Below are 18,868 nucleotides of genomic sequence, written 5' to 3' on the forward strand. Positions count from 1 at the left end.
GCACCTCGGCGGGTACGAACAGGCACAGTCGTGGCGGAGAGACCGTTGTCCCGGTGGCCGGACGACGACCATATGACGACGGCGACGTCAGCACGCCGACATCTGATGTCGCAGGTCTCCAACCCCTGTCTTTCGTCCATGACTTGGAGCTTCAGTGCACTACAGAGTCATCGCTCCGGGCGCCCTTGCCACCGCCTCCCTCCTGCTCGCCGTCCCGGCATCCGCGGCGACCTACACGCCCGGCGCCGCGGGCATCGGCGACCCCTACTACCCCGCCTACGGCAACGGCGGATACGACGTCTCCCACTACGACCTGCGGCTGAAGTACCAGCCGGCCACGGACGAGCTGGAGGGCACGGCCACTTTGCGGGCCCGCACCACCCAGGACCTCTCCCAGTTCGACCTGGACTTCCTGCTGGATGTGAGCGAGGTACGGGTCAACGGCGTCGAGGCGGCGTTCACGACCTCCGGCGAGCACGAGCTGGTGATCACCCCCAGGACCGGGCTGGCCAAGGGCACGGACATCACCGTCGTGGTGCGCTACAGCGGGATACCGTCGTCGAAGAAGGCTTACGGCTTCACCACCTGGCTGCGCACGGCGGACGGCGCCGTCGCGGCCAACGAGCCGGAGTCGGCGTGGTGGTGGTTCCCCAGCAACGACCACCCCCTGGACAAGGCCACCTACGACGTGTCGGTGCGTGTGCCGGAAGGCACCCAGGCCATCTCCAACGGCAGGCTCCGGTCGACGCGTTCCGGGGGCGGCTGGTCGACCTATCACTGGCGCTCGGACAAGCCGCAGGCCACCTACCTCGCCACGCTCGCGGTCGGGAAGTTCGACATCACGACCGGCAAGAGCGAGAGTGGCATTCCCATCGTCAACGCCTACAGCAAGAACCTCGGCGACAGGGACGGGGCGGCCCGGGCCAGCGTGGAGCGCACCGGGGAGATCGCCGACTGGCTGAGCGGGTACTTCGGGCCTTATCCGTATGACGCGCTCGGCGGCTACGTGCCGGACGTGCCCACCGGGTTCGCGCTGGAGACCCAGACCCGGCCCTTCTACAGCCCCCGGCAGTTCGCGAGCGGGCCCAACCCGTCGGTGGTCGTGCACGAGCTGGCCCACCAGTGGTACGGGGACGACGTCTCCGTCAAGGGCTGGAAGGACATCTGGATCAGCGAGGGCTTCGCGCGCTACGCCCAGTGGCTGTGGTCCGAGCACGAGGGCCAGGGTACGACGCAGGAGCTCGCCGACCAGGTGTACGCCTCCCATCCGGCCGACGACGCGTTCTGGACGGTGAAGCCGGGGGATCCGGGGCCGGACAACCAGTTCGACATCGCCGTCTACGACCGCGGCGCGCTGGCGATTCAGGCACTGCGCAACGAGATCGGAGACGAGGCGTTCTTCGCCGTGCTCAAGAAGTGGCCGCGCGAGCACTCCTACGGCAACGCGTCGGTCGCGGACTTCCAGCGGTACGCCGAGAAGATGTCCGGCAAGGACCTGGGCGCGCTGTTCGACACCTGGCTCTTCGAGCCGGCCAAGCCGGCCGAGCCGACCGAGCCGGCGGCCAAGTCGATCCCGCCGACCAAGACCCCGCCGACCAAGACCCCGCCGACCCCTCCGACCAAGCCGACGCGGCCCGCCGCGGCCCGCGGGTCTTCCCTGCCGGCCGAGCCCAAGTCGTGGAAGCAGATCGAGGCGACGAACGACCTGCACGAGCACTGAGGCGCCGGTGTCCCGCGGGCTGTCGGCCGCATCCTTCATCATCGGGTGAGCGAGCTCCGAACCGCCCGTAACAAGCGTAACGGGGACCATCGTGACGTCGCGTCTTCCCCCGCCGCCGCCGGCACGCCGTACGTCACCGAGCAGCGGACCGCCGTGCCGGATCTCTCAACTCCTGAACGCTTGAGTGCGGGCGACGACGGTGTGTCGGCTTGAGCGACGGCCCGCCTCACCGGACACAACGGTCACGTCATAGCCCGTACTCGGGCACCGACATGTGTACATCCAGATAGGAAAAGTAGTGCGCATACACAAGCTGGGCGCTGCCCTGGTGGGGGTTGTCGCCGTGCTGGCGCTGACCACCGGGACACCTGCTTCCGAAGCGGCGGCCCCCGACCGGCCTACCGAAGCGGCGGCTCCCGCCCAGCCGGACTCCGGCTCACCTGCACCGGATGCCCGGCACAGCGAGCGCGTGGTTCCCGGCACAACGGGGGCGGAGGTCCAAAAGACACTGCCCGCCGAGGTCACCCGGCGGTTCTCCGAGCTCAACGCCTCCCGGCACCTCGGCTCGGTCGGCGTCCACGAGGACGCGCCGTCCGGTCCGGCGTCGTCCGCCCCAGCGCTGTCCGCCACGGACGCCACCACCAACGCCATATCCCCCTGGACGGGGGAGTCCCACGTCGCCTGGGGCGTCTTCCCCACCGGCGGGACCATGCGTGGTGCGCAGGCCACCCACAGCGTGAACCTCTCGATCCAGGTCGGGGACGACACCGTCTACGCGCCGACCCTGGACCCGAGCGCCGTCAGCTGCATCGAGATGACCACGATCTACAACGGCGGCACCATCTGGGTCGGGGCGTGGGACTGGTGTGCGGCAAGCCCGGGCTGGGCGAAGTACACGGTCGTCGACTCCGCCTTCCTGGACACCTACACCAAGAAGGTGAACGGCCGGCCGTCGTACTCGGTACAGGATTTTCAGACCAATGCGACGACCAACGAGTGGACCTCGTACCTCTACAACTACGACACGCATGAGTGGGAGCTCTACTTCAGGAGCGCGAACACCAGCAAGCTGAGCAATTCCGGCGGCGGCTGGGACATGATGGAGGCCTACACGAACTACGATCCCGCGACCGGTGAGGGCCAGTACTGCGCGGGCACCAAGGGCGCGGTGTTCCAGACCACGGGACTCAAGTACCAGAGCTCCTTCGGCGGTGGCTGGGCGGCGGCCACGACGGCCAACTCGAAAGTGGCGACCACAGTGAAGTCGTCCGAGCTCGGTTGCTCGGATCTGTCCTACGCCGTGCTGACGGCGAACAGCGGGTTCTCCCTGACCAACCAGAAGAACCCGACGGGCCCCATCAGCAACTCCGCCGGAATGTGTGTGGACAACCAGTTGGGGAACACCGCGAACGGCAACCCGATCCAGCTGTACTGGTGCAACGACACCAACTCGCAGCAGTGGACGCTGCAACTCAACGGCACGATCATGGCCGAGAACAAGTGCATGGCGGTCAAGGGCGGGGGCACGGCCAACGGCACCCTCGTCGAGCTGTACGACTGCGACGGCTCCGGCGGCCAGAACTGGCAGGCGCGTACCGACGGCACGATCTACAACCCGCAGTCCGGCAAGTGCCTTGACGGCACCGCCAATTACACCACCGCTCTCACCCAGCTCCAGATCTCGAGCTGCACCACCGCCGTCAACCAGCGGTGGAACATCCCCACCTGATCGCTCACCGGGGGCGGCTCGCCGAAGACGTGCTCGGGCACCCTGCGAGCCGCCTGGCCGGGGATCCTGCCGTGCCGAGGTGTCCGCTCGGCCCCTGTCAGGGTCCCGTTGGTGCCCGATGCGTCACGGCAACCGTGAGCACACCACCCGGACCTCTACGGTGGTCGACGTCGGCCTCCCCCGGCCCTCCTCGGCGGGAGGCCGCGCTGTCGCCCGTCGCATTGTCTGCCGCGTCGGAGCCATGAAGAGCGCGGCCCGCCAGTGCCTACCGCGCTCAGCGGGGGACCGTGGCGCGGGCCGCTCGCGGGCCCCACTTCGCCCTTCCCGTACAGAGAGTCGAACAGCCATGCTCCAAGAGCTCCATCTCAAGTCCGAGGCAAGGGTCATGCGGCCCAACAGGTCGGCCGACGACGCGGTCACCCGCCGGGGGGCGGCTGTCTTCTTATCCACCGTGCTCACCACGTTCCTCGTCGCCTCCAGCGCACCCACCCCGCTTTACCGCGTGTACCAGTCGAGTTGGCACCTTTCCTCCGGCACCGTCACCGTGGTCTACGGCGTGTACTGCCTGAGTGTCCTGGTCGCGCTCCTGACCGTCGGTTCGCTCTCCGACCACGTCGGCCGACGGCCGGTCATCGGCGCGGCTCTCGCCCTCGAAGCACTGTCCATGCTGCTGTTCCTGCAGGCCGGCGGCGTGACCTCGCTGATCCTCGCCCGGACGCTCCAGGGGCTCGCGACAGGTGCCGCGACGAGTGCGCTGGGTGCTGCCCTGCTCGACGTGACCAAGCGGTGGGGCCCCCTGTTCGTCAGCATCGCTCCGCTCATCGGCATGGCGTTGGGGACACTCGGCACGAGCCTGCTCATGGATCTGATCCCGGCTCATCTCGGCAGCGTGTACACACTGCTGTTCAGCGCGATGGCCCTGCAGACGCTCGGCCTGGCCTTCTTACCGGAGTCGAGGTCGCCACAGCCGGGAGCGTGGCCCTCGGTGCGACCACGAATCCGCGCCCCCGAATCGAGTCGCCGAGCCCTCCTCGTCACCGCACCCGTATTCGTGGCTGTCTGGGCCTTGGGCGGCTTCTATCTGTCCCTGGGGCCCGACCTGGTCCAGGGCATCACAGGATCGGGGTCGGCGACCGCCGACGGACTGATCGTGTCCCTGCTGACGGCCAGTGCGGTCCCCGCCGTCCTGCTGACCCGGGGTGCCGACGCCGGCCGCACGGCTTTGGGGGGCTCCCTGCTTCTGACGTCGGGAGTGGCCGTCACGTTGCTTGCCGCGCACCAGGACTCCCGCACCATCCTGTACGTGGGGACCGCGGTGGCCGGAGCGGGATTCGGCCCGGCTTTCCAGGGCGGCGTCCGTCTGGTGACAGCGAACGTACTCGCGACGGAACGGGCGGGTCTGATGGCCGCCATCTACACCATCACTTACACGTCGATGTGCGTTCCGGTACTCGTCACGGGACTGCTCGTGGGCGAATACGGCCTCCTGCACTGCACCCTGTTCTTCGGCCTTTTCGTGATGGCGCTCTCGCTGGCGCCGTTCGCGGCCCTGGGGAAATTCTCCGCCCACATGCCAAGCAAAGTTCTGTAAAAGACAGGTGACATTGTGTTCCTCATCATGTTCAGTACGGCATCGTGATAATCAACAACGCGCGCATGCGCATCCCGGCGCTGCTGGCATTTCTGGCGGCCATCCTCGTCGCGGTGACAAACACCTCCGTCACCGCGCAGGCCGCCGACACGGAAAGCAAGGCGCCCGCCGATTTCGTGGCGCTCCACGATGTGGCCCCCGCGATTCTGCAGGACATGCGCTACAGCACGCCCCACAATTTCATCGGCACGCCGATAAACGGCTATGTCGAACCGCTGTGCATCGTCACCGCCCCGACGGCAAAGGCCCTGGCCAAGGCTGAGCACTACTTCCTGGCACAGGGCTACACGCTGAAGGTGTACGACTGCTACCGGCCGCAGCGCGCGGTGGACCAGTTCGTCGACTGGGCGCAGGACCTGACCGACCTGAAGATGAAGGACGAATTCTACCCGCAGGTGGACAAGGCCAACCTCTTCTCCGACGGGTACATCGCCGCGAAGTCGGGACACAGCCGTGGCAGCACGATCGACCTCACGCTGGTGAAGCTGCCGGCCCACTCGACCCGCCCCTACGTTCCCGGGGAAAAGCTTGAGCCGTGCTACGCGCCGCAGGCGCAGAGGTTCCCGGACAACTCGATCGACATGGGCACCGGATTCGACTGCTTCGACACGCTTGCGCACACTCTCGACCCGCGCATCGTGGGAGTTCAGCACAGCAACAGACTGCTGCTCAAGAACGAGCTCGAGTCTGTCGGATTCGTGAATCTCGCCGAGGAATGGTGGCACTTCACCCTCGCCGCCGAGCCCTACCCGGACACGTACTTCAACTTCCCCGTCTCCCGTTCCTCACTGACCAGCTGACCGGACAACCGCGGACTTCGGTCCATCGGCGTGCGGCGTCGTCTTTCCGCCCGGAAGGCCGGCGCCGCACGCCTGCCGTCGGCGAAAAAGCCCCCTGTCCGGGCCGAACACTCGAATTCTCATGCCACGCCCCGGGTAATTTACTGCGTCGCGCAGCGAAGGAAGCAGAAACCATGACCGAACAATCCACCTCCCCTTCGTCCGGATCGCACCGCAGGCCGCTGGTGGTGGTCCTCTTCGGCGGCCGGAGTTCAGAGCACGGCATCTCCGTAGTGACCGCGGGGGCGGTGCTGCGAGCCATCGACCGGACGAAATACGACGTCCTGCCTGTCGGCATCAACCGGGACGGGCGCTGGGTCCTGACGGCGGACGATCCCGAGCGCATGGCGATGGTCGACCGGCGGCACCCCACGGTCGAGCAGCTCACGGATTCGGACCGGGGCAACATCGTCGTGTCCGTCGACCCGACCGATCGGACTGTCGTCCGCAGCGAGCGAGGCGCGGAGCCCAAGGTCCTCGGCGAAGTGGACGTGGTCTTCCCTGTACTGCACGGACCGTACGGAGAGGACGGCACTGTGCAGGGCCTGCTGGAGCTGTCCGGCATCCCCTACGTAGGCGCGGGCGTTCTTGCCTCGGCGATCGGCCAGGACAAGGAGTACATGAAGAGGGTGTTCAGCTCGTTCGGTCTGGCGGTCGGGCCGTACCTGGTGATCAGACCCAGGGAGTGGCACTCCGACCCGGCCGGTGCCGTCGCGAGAATCGTCGGCTTCGCCGACGGGTACGGCTGGCCGCTGTTCGTGAAGCCCGCACGCGCCGGCTCGTCGATCGGCATCACCCGGGTCGACGGCCGCGAGGGGCTGGAGGACGCGATCGCGGAGGCGCACCGGCACGACGCGAAGATCATCGTGGAGGCCCTGGTGCGGGGCCGCGAAATCGAGTGCGGCGTGCTCGAGTTCCCCGAGGGACCGCGGGCCAGCGTGCCGGCCGAGATCCCGGTGCCCGACGCGCGCGCGTACTACGACTTCGAGGCGAAGTACCTCGAATCCACCCCGGGGATGGTGCCCGCGGCGCTGACCGAGAGTCAGACCGGTGAGGTGCGCCGACTGGCCCTCAAGGCGTTCGAGGCGGCCTCCTGCGAGGGCCTGGTCCGTGCGGACTTCTTCCTCACCGAGGAGGGGCAATTCGTGATCAACGAGATCAACACCATGCCCGGCTTCACCCCCGTCTCGATGTACCCGCAGATGTGGCAGGCCTCTGGCATCGGGTACGGGGACCTGGTGGACCGTCTGCTTCAGGCGGCCCTGCGGCGGACCACCAGGCTCAGGTGAGCCGAGCCCATCGCCTCGCCGCCTTCCGGGAGGGCGTGCCGGCGGCCACGCCGCCAGCGGTGGGTCCCCCCGGAAGACCGCGGCTCCCGCCGCGCACCCCACGGACCGCGCCCGGCGCTCACGCGCGACCGAGAAGTGGGGCGCTTCAAGCCGGAGTCTCGTAAGCGGTCGTGTCCCCCGTCGTGGTGTAGCCGATCACGGTCCGCCGCCTCCGCTTCGGAGCCGTCCGGTGCGGGCCGCTGCTGGGCGCGCGTGCGATCACCGCTGATCCCGGCCCCGCGAGCCTCAACAGGGCCTCCCACGACGGCCATTCACGCCGTGACCTGGTGATTCCGTCAGCTTGATCGGTTACACCACTCGGCGGGACGCCATCTCGTAAGCTCACGGCCTGTTGGGTGGACAGGGACGTCAACGGTGTCCGTGGCCAAGCATCCCGGTAGCCGGTAGCCGGTAGCCGGTAGGCAGTCAGGTGAATTTCCCTCGTGCTCATTGTCTCCGCCGTCCCTCCGGCAAGCTCTGGGATGCCGTGGGGCTTAGGGCCGGGGTGGGAACCAGCGTCTCGCCGAGTCGGACCGGGAGGCCTGCTCGTGACATCTCTGGCCGGCCGCCGGGGGCACGCGCCCCACGAGCCGGGCGGCAAGCCGGTCTGGGCGGAGCCGGCGCAGGCGGCGACGCCTCCGCTGCCTCGACCTGACGCGTGCGCCCCTCTGCGGGCGGTCACGGCCGGTTGGTTGCGGGACTCCCACGGACACATGTGCACGGCAGGCGCGTCAGGGGAAGAGTCCTTGTGCCGCCATGACGCCGATCGGCATCGTGGCGCACCCATGCGGCAATGGCTTCACCGGCCGTGCCGGCCTGACCGCCTGGGTGAGCAGCCCCGCTGAGGGATCGGGCCAGGCCGTCATGCTGTCCAAGGGAATGCCGAGTACTGAACGGCGTCCCATCTCTTTCCGGCAGGGCCGTGCAGGATTCGCCCGGCCTTTTGTGCCGAAAGAGGCCGACTCGAATGCCTGGGTCGTCGTCAGAGGCGATGACTTCATTGGCCGTGAGTCGAATATCGCTGGACAGGTCCCTGCGCATACTCGGGAACGGCTTTAGGGGAGCGCCGTGCGGGAACAGACGGCGACCGGCCTGTGGTTCGCTCAGTAGACGCCAGTTCCTGGCTTCTCCCACGGCCACCGCCTCGAAGGTCAGGCGGATAATTCCGATGGGCGGAAGGCGATCGGATGGTAGGTGCCAAGTGTGACCGCATCGATGTAATGCATGGTCTGAGCATCCTCGGCCCATCTGTGGCCGCTCTGCATCAGCCAATCATGGTCATGGATGCCGAGTGACGCCAATGCCGATTTGCGAAGAAGTCATGCCGGTTGGGCATCGTCAAAGCCCAGCATGCTTCTTCGGCTCGCAGTTCGACAGGAAAAGCAGCGTGGTTAACATGGCGTCATGGATATCGACCTCCGGCGTCTCCGCTATTTCGTGACGGTTGCCGAAGAGCTCAGCTTTGTGCGTGCCGCCGAGCGACTGAACATGACGCAGCCCGCACTGAGTCGGCAGATTCGTGCCCTCGAGGACGATCTTGGAGCGTCGCTGCTCCAGCGCGGCCCGCTGGGTACGGCGCTCACACCGGCCGGTGGTCAGTTGCTGGAGGACGCGCGGCCGCTGCTCGCGGCATCACTGGCTTTGCAGCGGCGAGTCCGTCTCGCCAGCCGTGAGGGCCACCACTTCACCATCGGCTTCATGCCAGGGGTGATAGTCACACCGATCGTCAGGCAGTTCCGAGCGCTGGCGCCGGAGGTCAATGTGCAGGTGCTGCACACGGCGCCCACCGACCAGGTCGACTATCTGCTCGATGGTCGTGTTGATGTCTGCTTCGTCCGGCTGCCCCTGCCGGTCGATACCTTCGAGATCGTGCCCCTGTTCCCCGAGCCGCGCGTCGCGGCACTCTCCGACGAACACCCGCTGGCGCAGGCGCAGATCGTCGACATCGCGGAGCTGACGCCGTACAGCTTGCTGCAGGACCCGGGTGACGTACCGGAGTGGCGCGGCACCGACCTTGACGCGACAGCGGCGCGCAGTCACCCGGAAGTCCATCGGCCCACCTCGATCGAACAGAGCCTGGAAGCCGTCGCGTCCGGCACCGGGTTCATCGTTGTCGCGGCCGGACTCGCTGATTTCTACCGTCGCCCCGACATCCGTTACGTCCAGCTCACGGGGGTTGCCCCGCGCATGGTGGCGCTGGCGTACGCCAAGAATCGGAAGATGCCGTCCATCGACCAGTTCGCGAAAATCGTGATAGCGGCGCTTGGTTCGACATAGAAGCACCCTGGCCGGCGGTTGGCCGCGTCTGGTGCTGAAGAACCGCGTCTTCGTCGGGATTGCCCTGATCTCCGACACCGTGTGCGGTGGGGAACCAGACGAGCGAGTCGTCGCCATGGCCCTCTGGCAAGCCGCGGGCGTCTCTCAGGCTGAACGTGGCGGGGCGGGCCCAGCGCAATGCGGACGGACCGGTGGGCGTCACCACCGCGGCGGCGGAGAGGGGAGGCAGAACTTCACTGCAAGCGCCATGCCTGATCGGCATGACGGGTCCGGTAATCGGCATTGGTATGACGAGTCGTGGGCCGCAATGCTTGACCGGACACGGAACTCGGCTTAACAGAAAAGACATGTGTCAATGTGTTGTCGCGGCTCACTCGTGCATGATGCCGGAACAGGTGTCCATGCACCTCTGTCCCATGCCGCAATGCGACGGAGCCCCCTCGGACTGACCAGCCGATGGGCGGACGACGAACCCACGGCTACCGGCCTGTTCACGCGGACAGCCACCCACTCGGCGCCTGATCTGCCGGGTCGGGCGTCCGGGCACCGGTAGGCGGGGACGAGATGACTGCCTACGACTATGTGGTGGTCGGTGGCGGGACGGCCGGCTGCGTCGTCGCGGCGCGCCTGTCGGAAGACGCGGCGGCGGAGGTGCTTCTCGTGGAGACCGGCTCCGCGATCGGGCCGCCGGCCATGCATCTTCCGGTGGCGTTCCCGCTCATTCCGGCCAAGGAGATCATCTGGTCACGTTGGACGACGCCGCAGTCCGGGACGCTGTCACGCATTCACCGCTGGCCCAGCGGACGGGTCCTCGGGGGATCGACCTCGATCAACGCGATGATGCACGTCCGCGGGCATCGCGCCGTTTACGACGGATGGGCGGACAACGGTGCGAAGGGCTGGAGCTACGCCGAACTACTGCCGTTCTTCCGTCGGACCGAGACGGCGATAGGCCGCGACCCCGCCCTGCGCGGAGTCATCGGGCCGGTGTGGGCGGCGCCGACGACCCGGCTCGACGACGCGTCGTTGACTTTCCTCGATGCGCTCACCGAGGCCGGTCACGATCTCACGGACGACATCAACGGTGAACGGCAGCATGGTGCCTTCTGGTGCGACCTGGCGGGGGCGGGTGGCCGCAGGCAAAGCGCCGCGGACGCCTATCTGGTCCCGGCGCTCGATCGGCCCAATCTGCATCTGGCCACACAGGCGAGCGTCAGCCGCCTGCTGGTCGAGGGCGGACGCTGCATCGGCGTGGAATACGAGTCCTTCGGCACGGTGGATCGTGCCGAAGCGCGCGGCGAGGTGATACTGACGGCCGGGACCGTAGGCTCCGCCCACTTACTGTTGCTCTCCGGTATCGGCCCCGCGACGCACCTGCGTGATGTCGGAATTCCGGTGCTGGCCGATGTCCCCGGTGTCGGCGCCAATCTGCACGATCACCTGCAATGTCCTGTGATCTATGCGGCGGGGAGGCAACTGACCACCAGTCACGGTTTCAGTACGGTCGGCGCCCTGGTGCACAGTGGCGCGACAGTCGTTCCAGACATTCAGGTGATGCTGCTCGGCGCTCCGGCAGACACCGCGGAGGTCGGGACGTCCGAACCCGGACACACGGTCGCCTTCGCTCACACGGCGCCCGCGAGCCGGGGTACGGTCCGGCTCAGGAGCCCGGACCCGGGTCGGCTCCCGTTGATCGACCCGAACTACCTCGCCGACGGCGCTGATGTGTCCGCCATGCTCGCGGGCCTAGGCATCGCGCGCGAGATCGGCCGCATGCCCGCCTGGCGTCAGTGGGGCACCCGGGAGGCCGCTCCGGGAAAGGGAGACGACCTCGTCACCTACATCCGCAGGAACGCGACGACCTTCTACAACCCCGTCGGCACCTGTCGCACCGGGACGGACGACCTTGCCGTCGTCGACCCGGACCTGAAAGTGCGCGGCGTCGACGGTCTGCGTGTCGCGGACGCCTCGGTGATGCCGTCCATCCCCAATACCGGAGTCAACGCGACGGTCTTGGCCGTCGCCGAACGGGCTGCCGACAGCATCCGACGTGACGCGAGACGGCCTTGAGTACTCGCTGGACGATGGCCGGACAGCGGCCCTTGAATACGAAGGAACGGTAACAGTGAAGTTCTTGTGGCGGATGGTGGATGAAACGCTCGTCGGAGCAGTGATTTATGCACTTACGTGCCGGCTGCCCCGCGGATTGCCTCGTACGGGCGCCATCGGCGCGAACACACAACACCCCCGAACGCCGGCGCGTCGGGGCTGAAGTCCATGGGCGCCGATCACGACGCCAGGCTGTAACCGCCCTCTGTCCGACAGGGGGCCGAACATCGAGAAGGTCTCACATGCCGAGCACTCAATGGCGCGAAGTGTTTCTGCCCGACGAGAATACCCAGCATACGGAACAGGCACACGTTTTCAGTGAACTGCAACGTAAGCGTCTGAAGAAACATGGCCACGGCAGAGCGCTGCACCGCAATCAGGTTGCTGCCCTGAAGGCCGTCCTAGTAGTGGAAGAAGATCTCCCTGATTATGCGAGGCAGGGAATTTTTGCCGCTCCCGCTGCCTTCGAGGCGCACGTTCGGCTGTCCAACGGAAACTTCTCCGTCGACCGGGCTCCTGACATCCGCGGGTTCGCGATCAAGGTGCTCGGGGCCTCGACGCCATCGTCCGTCGCTGTCGAGCAGAACTTCACCCTGGTCAGTCAGGAGACGCTAGCGGTCAGGGGCAGCGCGGACGTTGTCCGCATCGTCGATCTCTCCACGAGCGCGCCCGGCGCCGCGCTCCGTAAAGCCGCGATGAATCCCCAGCTCACACGCAGCGCTGTCGCGAACTTCCGCGACATGACGAAACCGTTCACCGGATTCGCCACGCACGATTTTTTCAGCATCATGCCGATCGCGTTCGGCGACTACGCGGCCCGGTTGAAGGTGTGCGCCGCTTCGACGAAGATCAACAAAGCGGCCCGCAGAGATCTGGCCGCCGACATCTTCACGCGACTCACGGACGACGACCTGGAGTTCCGTTTCCAAGCCCAGTTCTTCGAGGACGAGACTCGTACGCCCATCGAAGACTCCTCGGTCCGATGGGACGCCCCGTGGCTCACCGTGGCACGACTGCGCCTGCCTCGGCAGGCACCGGACGCGGCGTTGGCCGAGACCATCGAAAAAAGCAGCTTCAACCCTTGGACCGCGGCAACGGAGCATCGACCTCTCGGAGAATTGATGCGTGCTCGCCTAGCGGCCTATTCACTCAGCTGGCGGAACCGGGACGTCACTCCCTGACATCTTGTTCGTAGAGCCCTATCCGAAAATCACTCAGCGGTCCGGGCGCAGCAGCAGGGCATCTGCGCAGGCCGGCCGACGGCCGGATCAGGAAGCGGCCGGCAAGGACGGCCGTGCGGCTGACTCAGTCTTGAGGTCTCTGGACCGAGGCGACACAAGGCCTTGCGCGTGTTCGCACAGGGGTTGACTGAGGCCGAACGGCTCGACGAAGCCCCCGCCCTGGTTCACACGGGCTGTCGAGCGGTCCGGCGTGACGGCACGAGCACTGCGCTCGGCTCTCCGTCCGCCACCGGACGCCGATGAAGCCCAGGCTTGTTGACCGCATGGTGATCGGGGCGGGCCAGGTACGAAAGGGGCGATCAGATGGTCTGTTCGGACCCGTTACCCCGTAGGGCGGCTCGTCCAGCTCGGTGTCGGTCCTAGAGTTTCGAGTGTCCGGTCGACGGTCGGCGCGTTCCCGAAGTCGGCGCTCGGACGAGGCCGGCTCCCGACATCCTCCCGTCATGGGAGTCGGCCCACCATCCGGCCAGCTCCCATGAACAGTCCCTGCCCCTCTGGGAGCCGGCCACCGTGCGCCCCCGCCCTTTCTTTACCGTCATGCCCGCCTCGCAGTCCGCCGCCTGCGCAGGCGGGCCTGGCCCGAAAGGAACGACCTGAACGACCTCCTGGTGCTGTGGAATCCCGATGCAGCCGTAGCGACACGCGAAGGCCTGCGATCGCGAGGGACACCGAAAGGACGTCCACCAGGGGCCGGGGAGCACACCATCGTCTTGACGGCCGCGCGGACTGGCGCGGCATCCGCTCTGCGGATGACTTGGGCGTCCTGGTTGACGGATCCATGATGAGAGTTCCGGTCCGTCAACACCCCGGCCGTGCCTAGCGGCTCGGACTCATCGGGGGCGCTCACCGCGATCGTCCTGCTGGGTGCCCATCCGGAGCGATCTGCGGAACCGCGGCTCGTCACCTTGGGGCATGGTCCCGCGTGATCCATCCCAAGACTTCCCGCAGGAGGGAGGGTTGATGCCGAACCGGCATACAGAGCCACCGGATAGGCATTGGCGACGCGTGATCGGTTCGGGTCAGGATGTTCGGTGTCACGCACTTCGACATCGGGGTGCCCAGCGCAGCAGCGGTAACACACTGCTTGGCCACGACCTTGAGAGCACCTGAGCCCGGCGTCCGTCGAGCCGGAGAGCTCAGGCGGCACGTGCGTCAACGGAGGCCGCATCAAGCCGCAACCGGCTTGGCGCAGGCCTCGAACGGGCACCGCGCTCGACCGATCGAGGCGGCCGGTGCCGCAGCGGCTTGGGTTCGCAGAACCGATCGTCGAATTGCTGTGCACACAACAACTGTCAAGTCGGCAAGGCATCGCCACGCCTTGTCCCGCTCAGCCCACACGGAAGGCCGATCCATGTCTCACCACCAGGATTCAGCTGCGGCAAAGCAAGACCCTCGCCTGGACATCAGCGATGTCTACCTGTTCAAGGGACAGAACGGCACCGTCCTCGTCATGAACACCAATCCGGTCTCAGCCGACAAGGGTTTCCACCCCGAGGCGCTGTACGAGTTCCACATCGACACCGACGACGACGCCGTGCAGGATCTGACGTTCCGGTTCGGGTTCCTCGCAGCCGAACCGGACGGCCGGCAGGCTTGGGTGCTGGAGCGGCTCACCGGCGCCGAGGCCACCGACCGCAACGCCTCGGGCGCTCTCCTGGCAAGCGGCAGGACGGAAGAGATCGTCACCACGCCGGGCGGCGTCAAGGCCTTCGTGGGCCGGGCTGGCGACCCGTTCTACCTCGACGGCACCGTTATCACGGCGGTTCTGACCGCGCTCCAAAGCGGCGCGCCGGTGGACCTGTCCGAGTTCGACCCGCAGCGAGCCTCGAACATCTTCGCCGGCACCAACGTCACCGCCATCGTCCTCGAAGTACCGGACGAGCTCATCGGATCGGAGACGATCGGCCTCTGGGCCACCACCGCGCTGGACGACCACCACGGCGGCTGGCTGCAGATCAACCGGTGCGCGACACCGCTCGTCAGCACGCTGTTCGATGTCACCGAGGCCGGCTTCGACGACTACAACGCCACTGATCCCCATGATGACCTCGCCAACTATGGAGACCTCGTACGCCGGAAGGTCGCGAGCCTCGTGTCCGCCAACGACACGCACTCCGACCCGGAGGGCTACGGCGCCGCGACGCGGGACATCCTCTTCCCGGACGTCCTGCGCTACCAGGTGGGCACCGAAGCCGGCTTCGGCGCGAAGGTGCGCAACGGCAGGGGACTCACCGAGTCGGCCCCCGAGGCGATGTTCGAGATCGTGCTGAACGCTCCTGTCACCATGGGCCTGGACGCCGGCGACGCCACCGGGACGCTGCGCGCCGAGTTCCCCTACCTGAGCGAACCGGCCTGACGCCACCCGGGCATGGGCCGGACGTCGAACCCGAACCCCGCAACACAAACGGAACTCCATTCGCATTTCCCATGTCCGACGCACCAGAACAGCCTGACCCGGCGGCCTTCCCCAGGTCGATCGCCGGGTCGGCGCTTCCACCCGCACGTCCTCATAGCCGGGCAGCGGAGCCCGCTCAGTACCCGTCCCTTCCGGACCAGGAGATTCCACCATGTCCCGCCGAATCCTGATCGCCTGCGCGAGCTTCGGTTATCTGTTCATCGCACTGTTCTTCGCTGCCCTGCTGATCGCCCACTGGATACCGCCGATGGCGCCGAGCTGGTCGGCGGAGCGGGTGGCGGCCTTCTATACGGACCACGCCAACTCGATCCGTGCCGGCCTCGTGGTCATGCTCGTCGGCGCGGTGACGACCGCACCTTTCGTCGCGGCGCTGTCGAGCCTTATCCGGCGTATCGACTCGCGGCTGGCGCCGCTGGCCGCCACCCAGCTCGTCTGCGGCGCCGCGAACGTAGCCGCGATCTTCGTACCGGTCCTGATCTTCACCGCGACGGCCTACCGGCCCGACCGCTCGCCCGACATCACGATGGCGCTCAACGACACGGCCTGGATCACCTTGGTCATGAACGCCTTCCCGGCGATCGGGCAGGCCACCGTGGTCGGAGTGGCGATCCTGGCCGACAAGCGCCCCACGCCGCTCCTGCCCCGCTGGTCCGCGTACCTGAACTTCTGGATGGCCTTCCTCTTCCTGCCGAGCATCCTGCTGACCTTCTTCAAGACCGGCCCCTTCGCCTGGAACGGCATCCTCTCGTTCTGGGTCGCGGCTGGCGCCTTCGGTGCCTGGTTCCTCGTCATGACCTTCCTGATGGTGCGGGCTGCGAGCCGGCTGGACGACGACCGAGCCCCGGCCGTCCTCGACCCCGCGGTATGACCGCCACCGCCGCCGAGACCGAGCACTCGGCACCCCAGCACCACCGCCATGTCCCCGGCGAGCCAGGTCTCTGGATCTTCCTCTTCGGCGACATGATCATGTTCTCGGTGTTCTTCGGCTTCATCGCGGTGCTGCACGGCCGGCACCCGATGATGTTCCGGGCTTCCCAGCGGGCCCTCCATCCAGACCTGGGGCTGCTGAACACACTGCTCCTGCTGACCGCGTCGGCGCTGGTGGCGCGCGGGCTGCGGCAGTTGCGATCCGGCAGCCCCACACGGACACTGCCGTGGGCGCTCTTGTGCGCGCTCGGGTTCGCTGCCGTCAAAGGCTCCGAATACGCGCTCGTGATTCACGGCGGACATACACCGACCAGCAACGACTTCTTCATGTACTACTTCGTGTTCACCGGCATCCACCTGGCGCACCTGGCGATCGGGCTGGGCGCGTTGACGGTCCTCATCGTCCTGTCCCGTCGGCAGGCCCTGAGCCGGGGCCAACTGCTGGTCGCCGAGGGGGCGGCCGCGTACTGGCACATGGTGGACCTGCTCTGGCTCGTCCTCTTCCCGCTCTTCTACCTGGTGGCATGACACATGTGGGTCTTTCCGGCACTCGTCCTGGCCACGCTGTCGAGCTGGCTGCTGGGCATCGAAGGCAGCACGTCGACACCGATCGGCTGCGCGGTCGTGGCGATCGCGCTGATCAAGGTACGCCTGGTCGGTCTGCATTTCATGGAGTTGCGCAACGCCCCGGCGGCCCTTCGCGGCGCCTTCGAGGTCTATGTCGTGGTCACGGGTGCCACTCTGCTCGCTCTCTACCTGATCCTCTGAAGGGTCTTGTGCATGGCCCGACGTGGACTGGTGAGGGTCCGCAAATCTGAAGTAGTAATTCTCAGCTGTCCAGCGCGAGCACGGGCGGATCCTCCGGCAGGCACTGATTTACTTCAAGAAGAGCCTGGAATCGTCGCGTCCAGCGCCGGGCCCGACGTCCGCTTTGTCCGGCCCACTGGAACGCGCTCTCACGGGTCGGTCAATGCCCATTCGGCATCAGCGGCGACAATATCGGCATTTGCGATATTCGAAGATCTCCTGAATACTTTTTTCGAGGGACTCCCTTATGGAAGGGAGCCCGTGAGCAGTGGAGGTGAAAAAAATGAAGAAGCAGCACTCTTGGTAAATTGACCGACCGCTCCGGTGCCATTCTTTTGGCACCGGAGCGGTCACACACCTCACACAATATCCACCATCGCGAGAAACAGGCTCCATCACCTTGCGGGTTCCTCGTCCTTCGGTGCCGGCGCCGCTGCACCATTCCGCATTCAGAAATCTTTGGTCCGCCACCACTCTGGCCGCCCTGGGTGACGCCATCTCCTCGGTGGCCCTGCCACTGGCCGCCGTCGAAGTCCTGCGCGCCGACGCGGTCCAAAGTGCCGTCCTGTCCGCCGTGATCTGGCTCCCGAGCCTGTTCCTGGCCATACCGGCCGGCTCCTTCGCCGACCGGACGGGATACCATCGTCGGCTCCTGGCCGGCGCCAATCTCCTGCGGGTCGCCGCTCTGAGCAGCGTCCCGATCGCAACAGCCGCCGGCTTGCTCTCGCTCACCCAGCTGGCCGTCATCCTGGTCGTCATCGGCCTGTGCTCGGTGCTGTCGAATGTCAGCGAGAGCGGCCTGTTCGCCACCACCCTGCCGTCCGAGCTCTACGTGGCAGGGCAGGCGGCCTCCTATACGGGCCTGACCGCCGCGGCCCTGGCCGGACCTTCGGTGGGCGGGTTGTTGGTCCAGATCGCGGGTGTACCAGCGGCGATCGGCGTGGACGCGGCCACCGCCGTCGCGGCCGCCGTGTTTCTCCTCCGGCTGCGCCCGGTCGGTAACAGTCATGAACTCGGCTCCCCGCAGAGCCGCGACCGGCGGCCGGGTTTGGCCTTCATCCGGGGAAATCCGTTGATCAGGACGGCTCTCTCGGTCACCGCCACCGGCAACTTCTTCAACATGCTCTTCTTGTCGGTGCTCGTCTGGTACTACGTCCATAAGCTGTCCCTCACCAGCGCCGAGATCGGGTTCGTATTCAGCGCGCAGGCCATCGGCGGACTCATCGGCGCGGCCCTGGCTCCGCGCCTCGCCCGCCGCATCGGCCTGGGCCGGATGCTCCTGGTCGGTTGCGTGCTGTCGCATGCTCCGCTCCTCGTGATCCCCGCCGTCGGTGCCACCGGCAGCCTCGTCTTCGCCCTGGTCCTGGTCTCGACACTGCTGGGCGGCGGCGGTGAGTCTGTTCAGGACATCTCGGTCGGCTCAGTGTTCGCGCTGGTGGTTCCCCCTCACCTCCGGTCGCAGACCCGGGGTGCGTACCAGACGGTGAGTTTCGGCCTCCGGCCGCTGGGCGCGGTCGCCGGTGCCCTCATCGCCGCGACAGCCGGAATCCCCGTGGCGCTGTGGGTCGGTGCGATCGGCGGAACACTTGCCTGCCTTTGGCTTCTTCCCTCACGCCTGCTGTCGTTCCGCGGTGAAGGCGACCTGTCGGAACAGCCGGAAAACGCCACCGCGCTCGCGCATTAACGCCGGGATCCCCTTTGCCGGCTGTCAACCGTTGATGTCTGCGGATGCCGGCTTCCTGTCGCAATCGTCGGCCCCTCGCACCCTGGTCGAGCCAACTGGCGGGCAGCTGGCAGCGCGGCACAGAATGGGAAGAATTCTGC

General features: G+C 66.9%; 13 protein-coding genes. All 13 read left to right on the plus strand.

The annotated features are described in order from the left end of the window. The first annotated feature begins 154 nt into the window (after positions 1 to 154). Entirely contained in the window at positions 155 to 1,720 is a 1,566-nt protein-coding gene (locus tag OHB00_RS40405; protein ID WP_406442527.1) for a M1 family metallopeptidase, read from the plus strand. Between the two features lie 298 nt (positions 1,721 to 2,018). Further along, a complete protein-coding gene (locus OHB00_RS40410) occupies positions 2,019 to 3,449 on the plus strand; it encodes a ricin-type beta-trefoil lectin domain protein (RefSeq protein ID WP_406442529.1) in 1,431 nt (476 codons plus the stop codon). Positions 3,450 to 3,834: 385 nt separating this feature from the next. After that, positions 3,835 to 5,040, plus strand: a complete 1,206-nt coding sequence (locus OHB00_RS40415) for an MFS transporter (protein WP_406442531.1) — start codon at positions 3,835 to 3,837, stop codon at positions 5,038 to 5,040. 65 nt (positions 5,041 to 5,105) lie between these two features. After that, positions 5,106 to 5,900, plus strand: coding sequence for a M15 family metallopeptidase (locus tag OHB00_RS40420; protein WP_406446190.1), 795 nt, complete (start codon positions 5,106 to 5,108; stop codon positions 5,898 to 5,900). Between the two features lie 173 nt (positions 5,901 to 6,073). Then, positions 6,074 to 7,228, plus strand: coding sequence for a D-alanine--D-alanine ligase family protein (locus OHB00_RS40425; RefSeq protein WP_406442533.1), 1,155 nt, complete (start codon positions 6,074 to 6,076; stop codon positions 7,226 to 7,228). Between the two features lie 1,443 nt (positions 7,229 to 8,671). After that, positions 8,672 to 9,544 carry a LysR family transcriptional regulator gene (locus OHB00_RS40430; protein WP_406442535.1) on the plus strand — a complete coding sequence of 291 codons (873 nt, stop codon included), beginning with the start codon at positions 8,672 to 8,674 and terminating at the stop codon, positions 9,542 to 9,544. 564 nt (positions 9,545 to 10,108) lie between these two features. Further along, positions 10,109 to 11,614 (plus strand): GMC family oxidoreductase, encoded by a 1,506-nt coding sequence (locus OHB00_RS40435; protein WP_406442537.1) that lies wholly within the window; start codon positions 10,109 to 10,111, stop codon positions 11,612 to 11,614. Between the two features lie 281 nt (positions 11,615 to 11,895). Continuing rightward, complete coding sequence (locus OHB00_RS40440; protein ID WP_406442539.1) at positions 11,896 to 12,834, plus strand: hypothetical protein; 939 nt, start codon at positions 11,896 to 11,898, stop codon at positions 12,832 to 12,834. A gap of 1,411 nt (positions 12,835 to 14,245) precedes the next feature. Then, positions 14,246 to 15,250 (plus strand): DUF4331 family protein, encoded by a 1,005-nt coding sequence (locus OHB00_RS40445; protein ID WP_406442541.1) that lies wholly within the window; start codon positions 14,246 to 14,248, stop codon positions 15,248 to 15,250. A 211-nt stretch (positions 15,251 to 15,461) separates the two neighbouring features. Next, positions 15,462 to 16,178, plus strand: a complete 717-nt coding sequence (locus OHB00_RS40450) for a hypothetical protein (protein WP_406442543.1) — start codon at positions 15,462 to 15,464, stop codon at positions 16,176 to 16,178. Next, positions 16,175 to 16,765: a cytochrome c oxidase subunit 3 gene (locus OHB00_RS40455; RefSeq protein ID WP_406442545.1), complete on the plus strand. Its 591-nt coding sequence runs from the start codon at positions 16,175 to 16,177 to the stop codon at positions 16,763 to 16,765. Before OHB00_RS40450 ends, OHB00_RS40455 begins: the two co-directional genes overlap by 4 nt. Positions 16,766 to 16,768: 3 nt before the next feature. Continuing rightward, a complete protein-coding gene (locus tag OHB00_RS40460; protein WP_406442547.1) occupies positions 16,769 to 17,005 on the plus strand; it encodes a cytochrome C oxidase subunit IV family protein in 237 nt (78 codons plus the stop codon). 460 nt (positions 17,006 to 17,465) lie between these two features. After that, positions 17,466 to 18,728, plus strand: a complete 1,263-nt coding sequence (locus OHB00_RS40465) for an MFS transporter (RefSeq protein ID WP_406442549.1) — start codon at positions 17,466 to 17,468, stop codon at positions 18,726 to 18,728. The last annotated feature ends 140 nt before the right edge of the window (positions 18,729 to 18,868 follow it).

It is taken from the genome of Streptomyces sp. NBC_00631 (genome assembly GCF_045206895.1).
Lineage (GTDB): Bacteria > Actinomycetota > Actinomycetes > Streptomycetales > Streptomycetaceae > Streptomyces.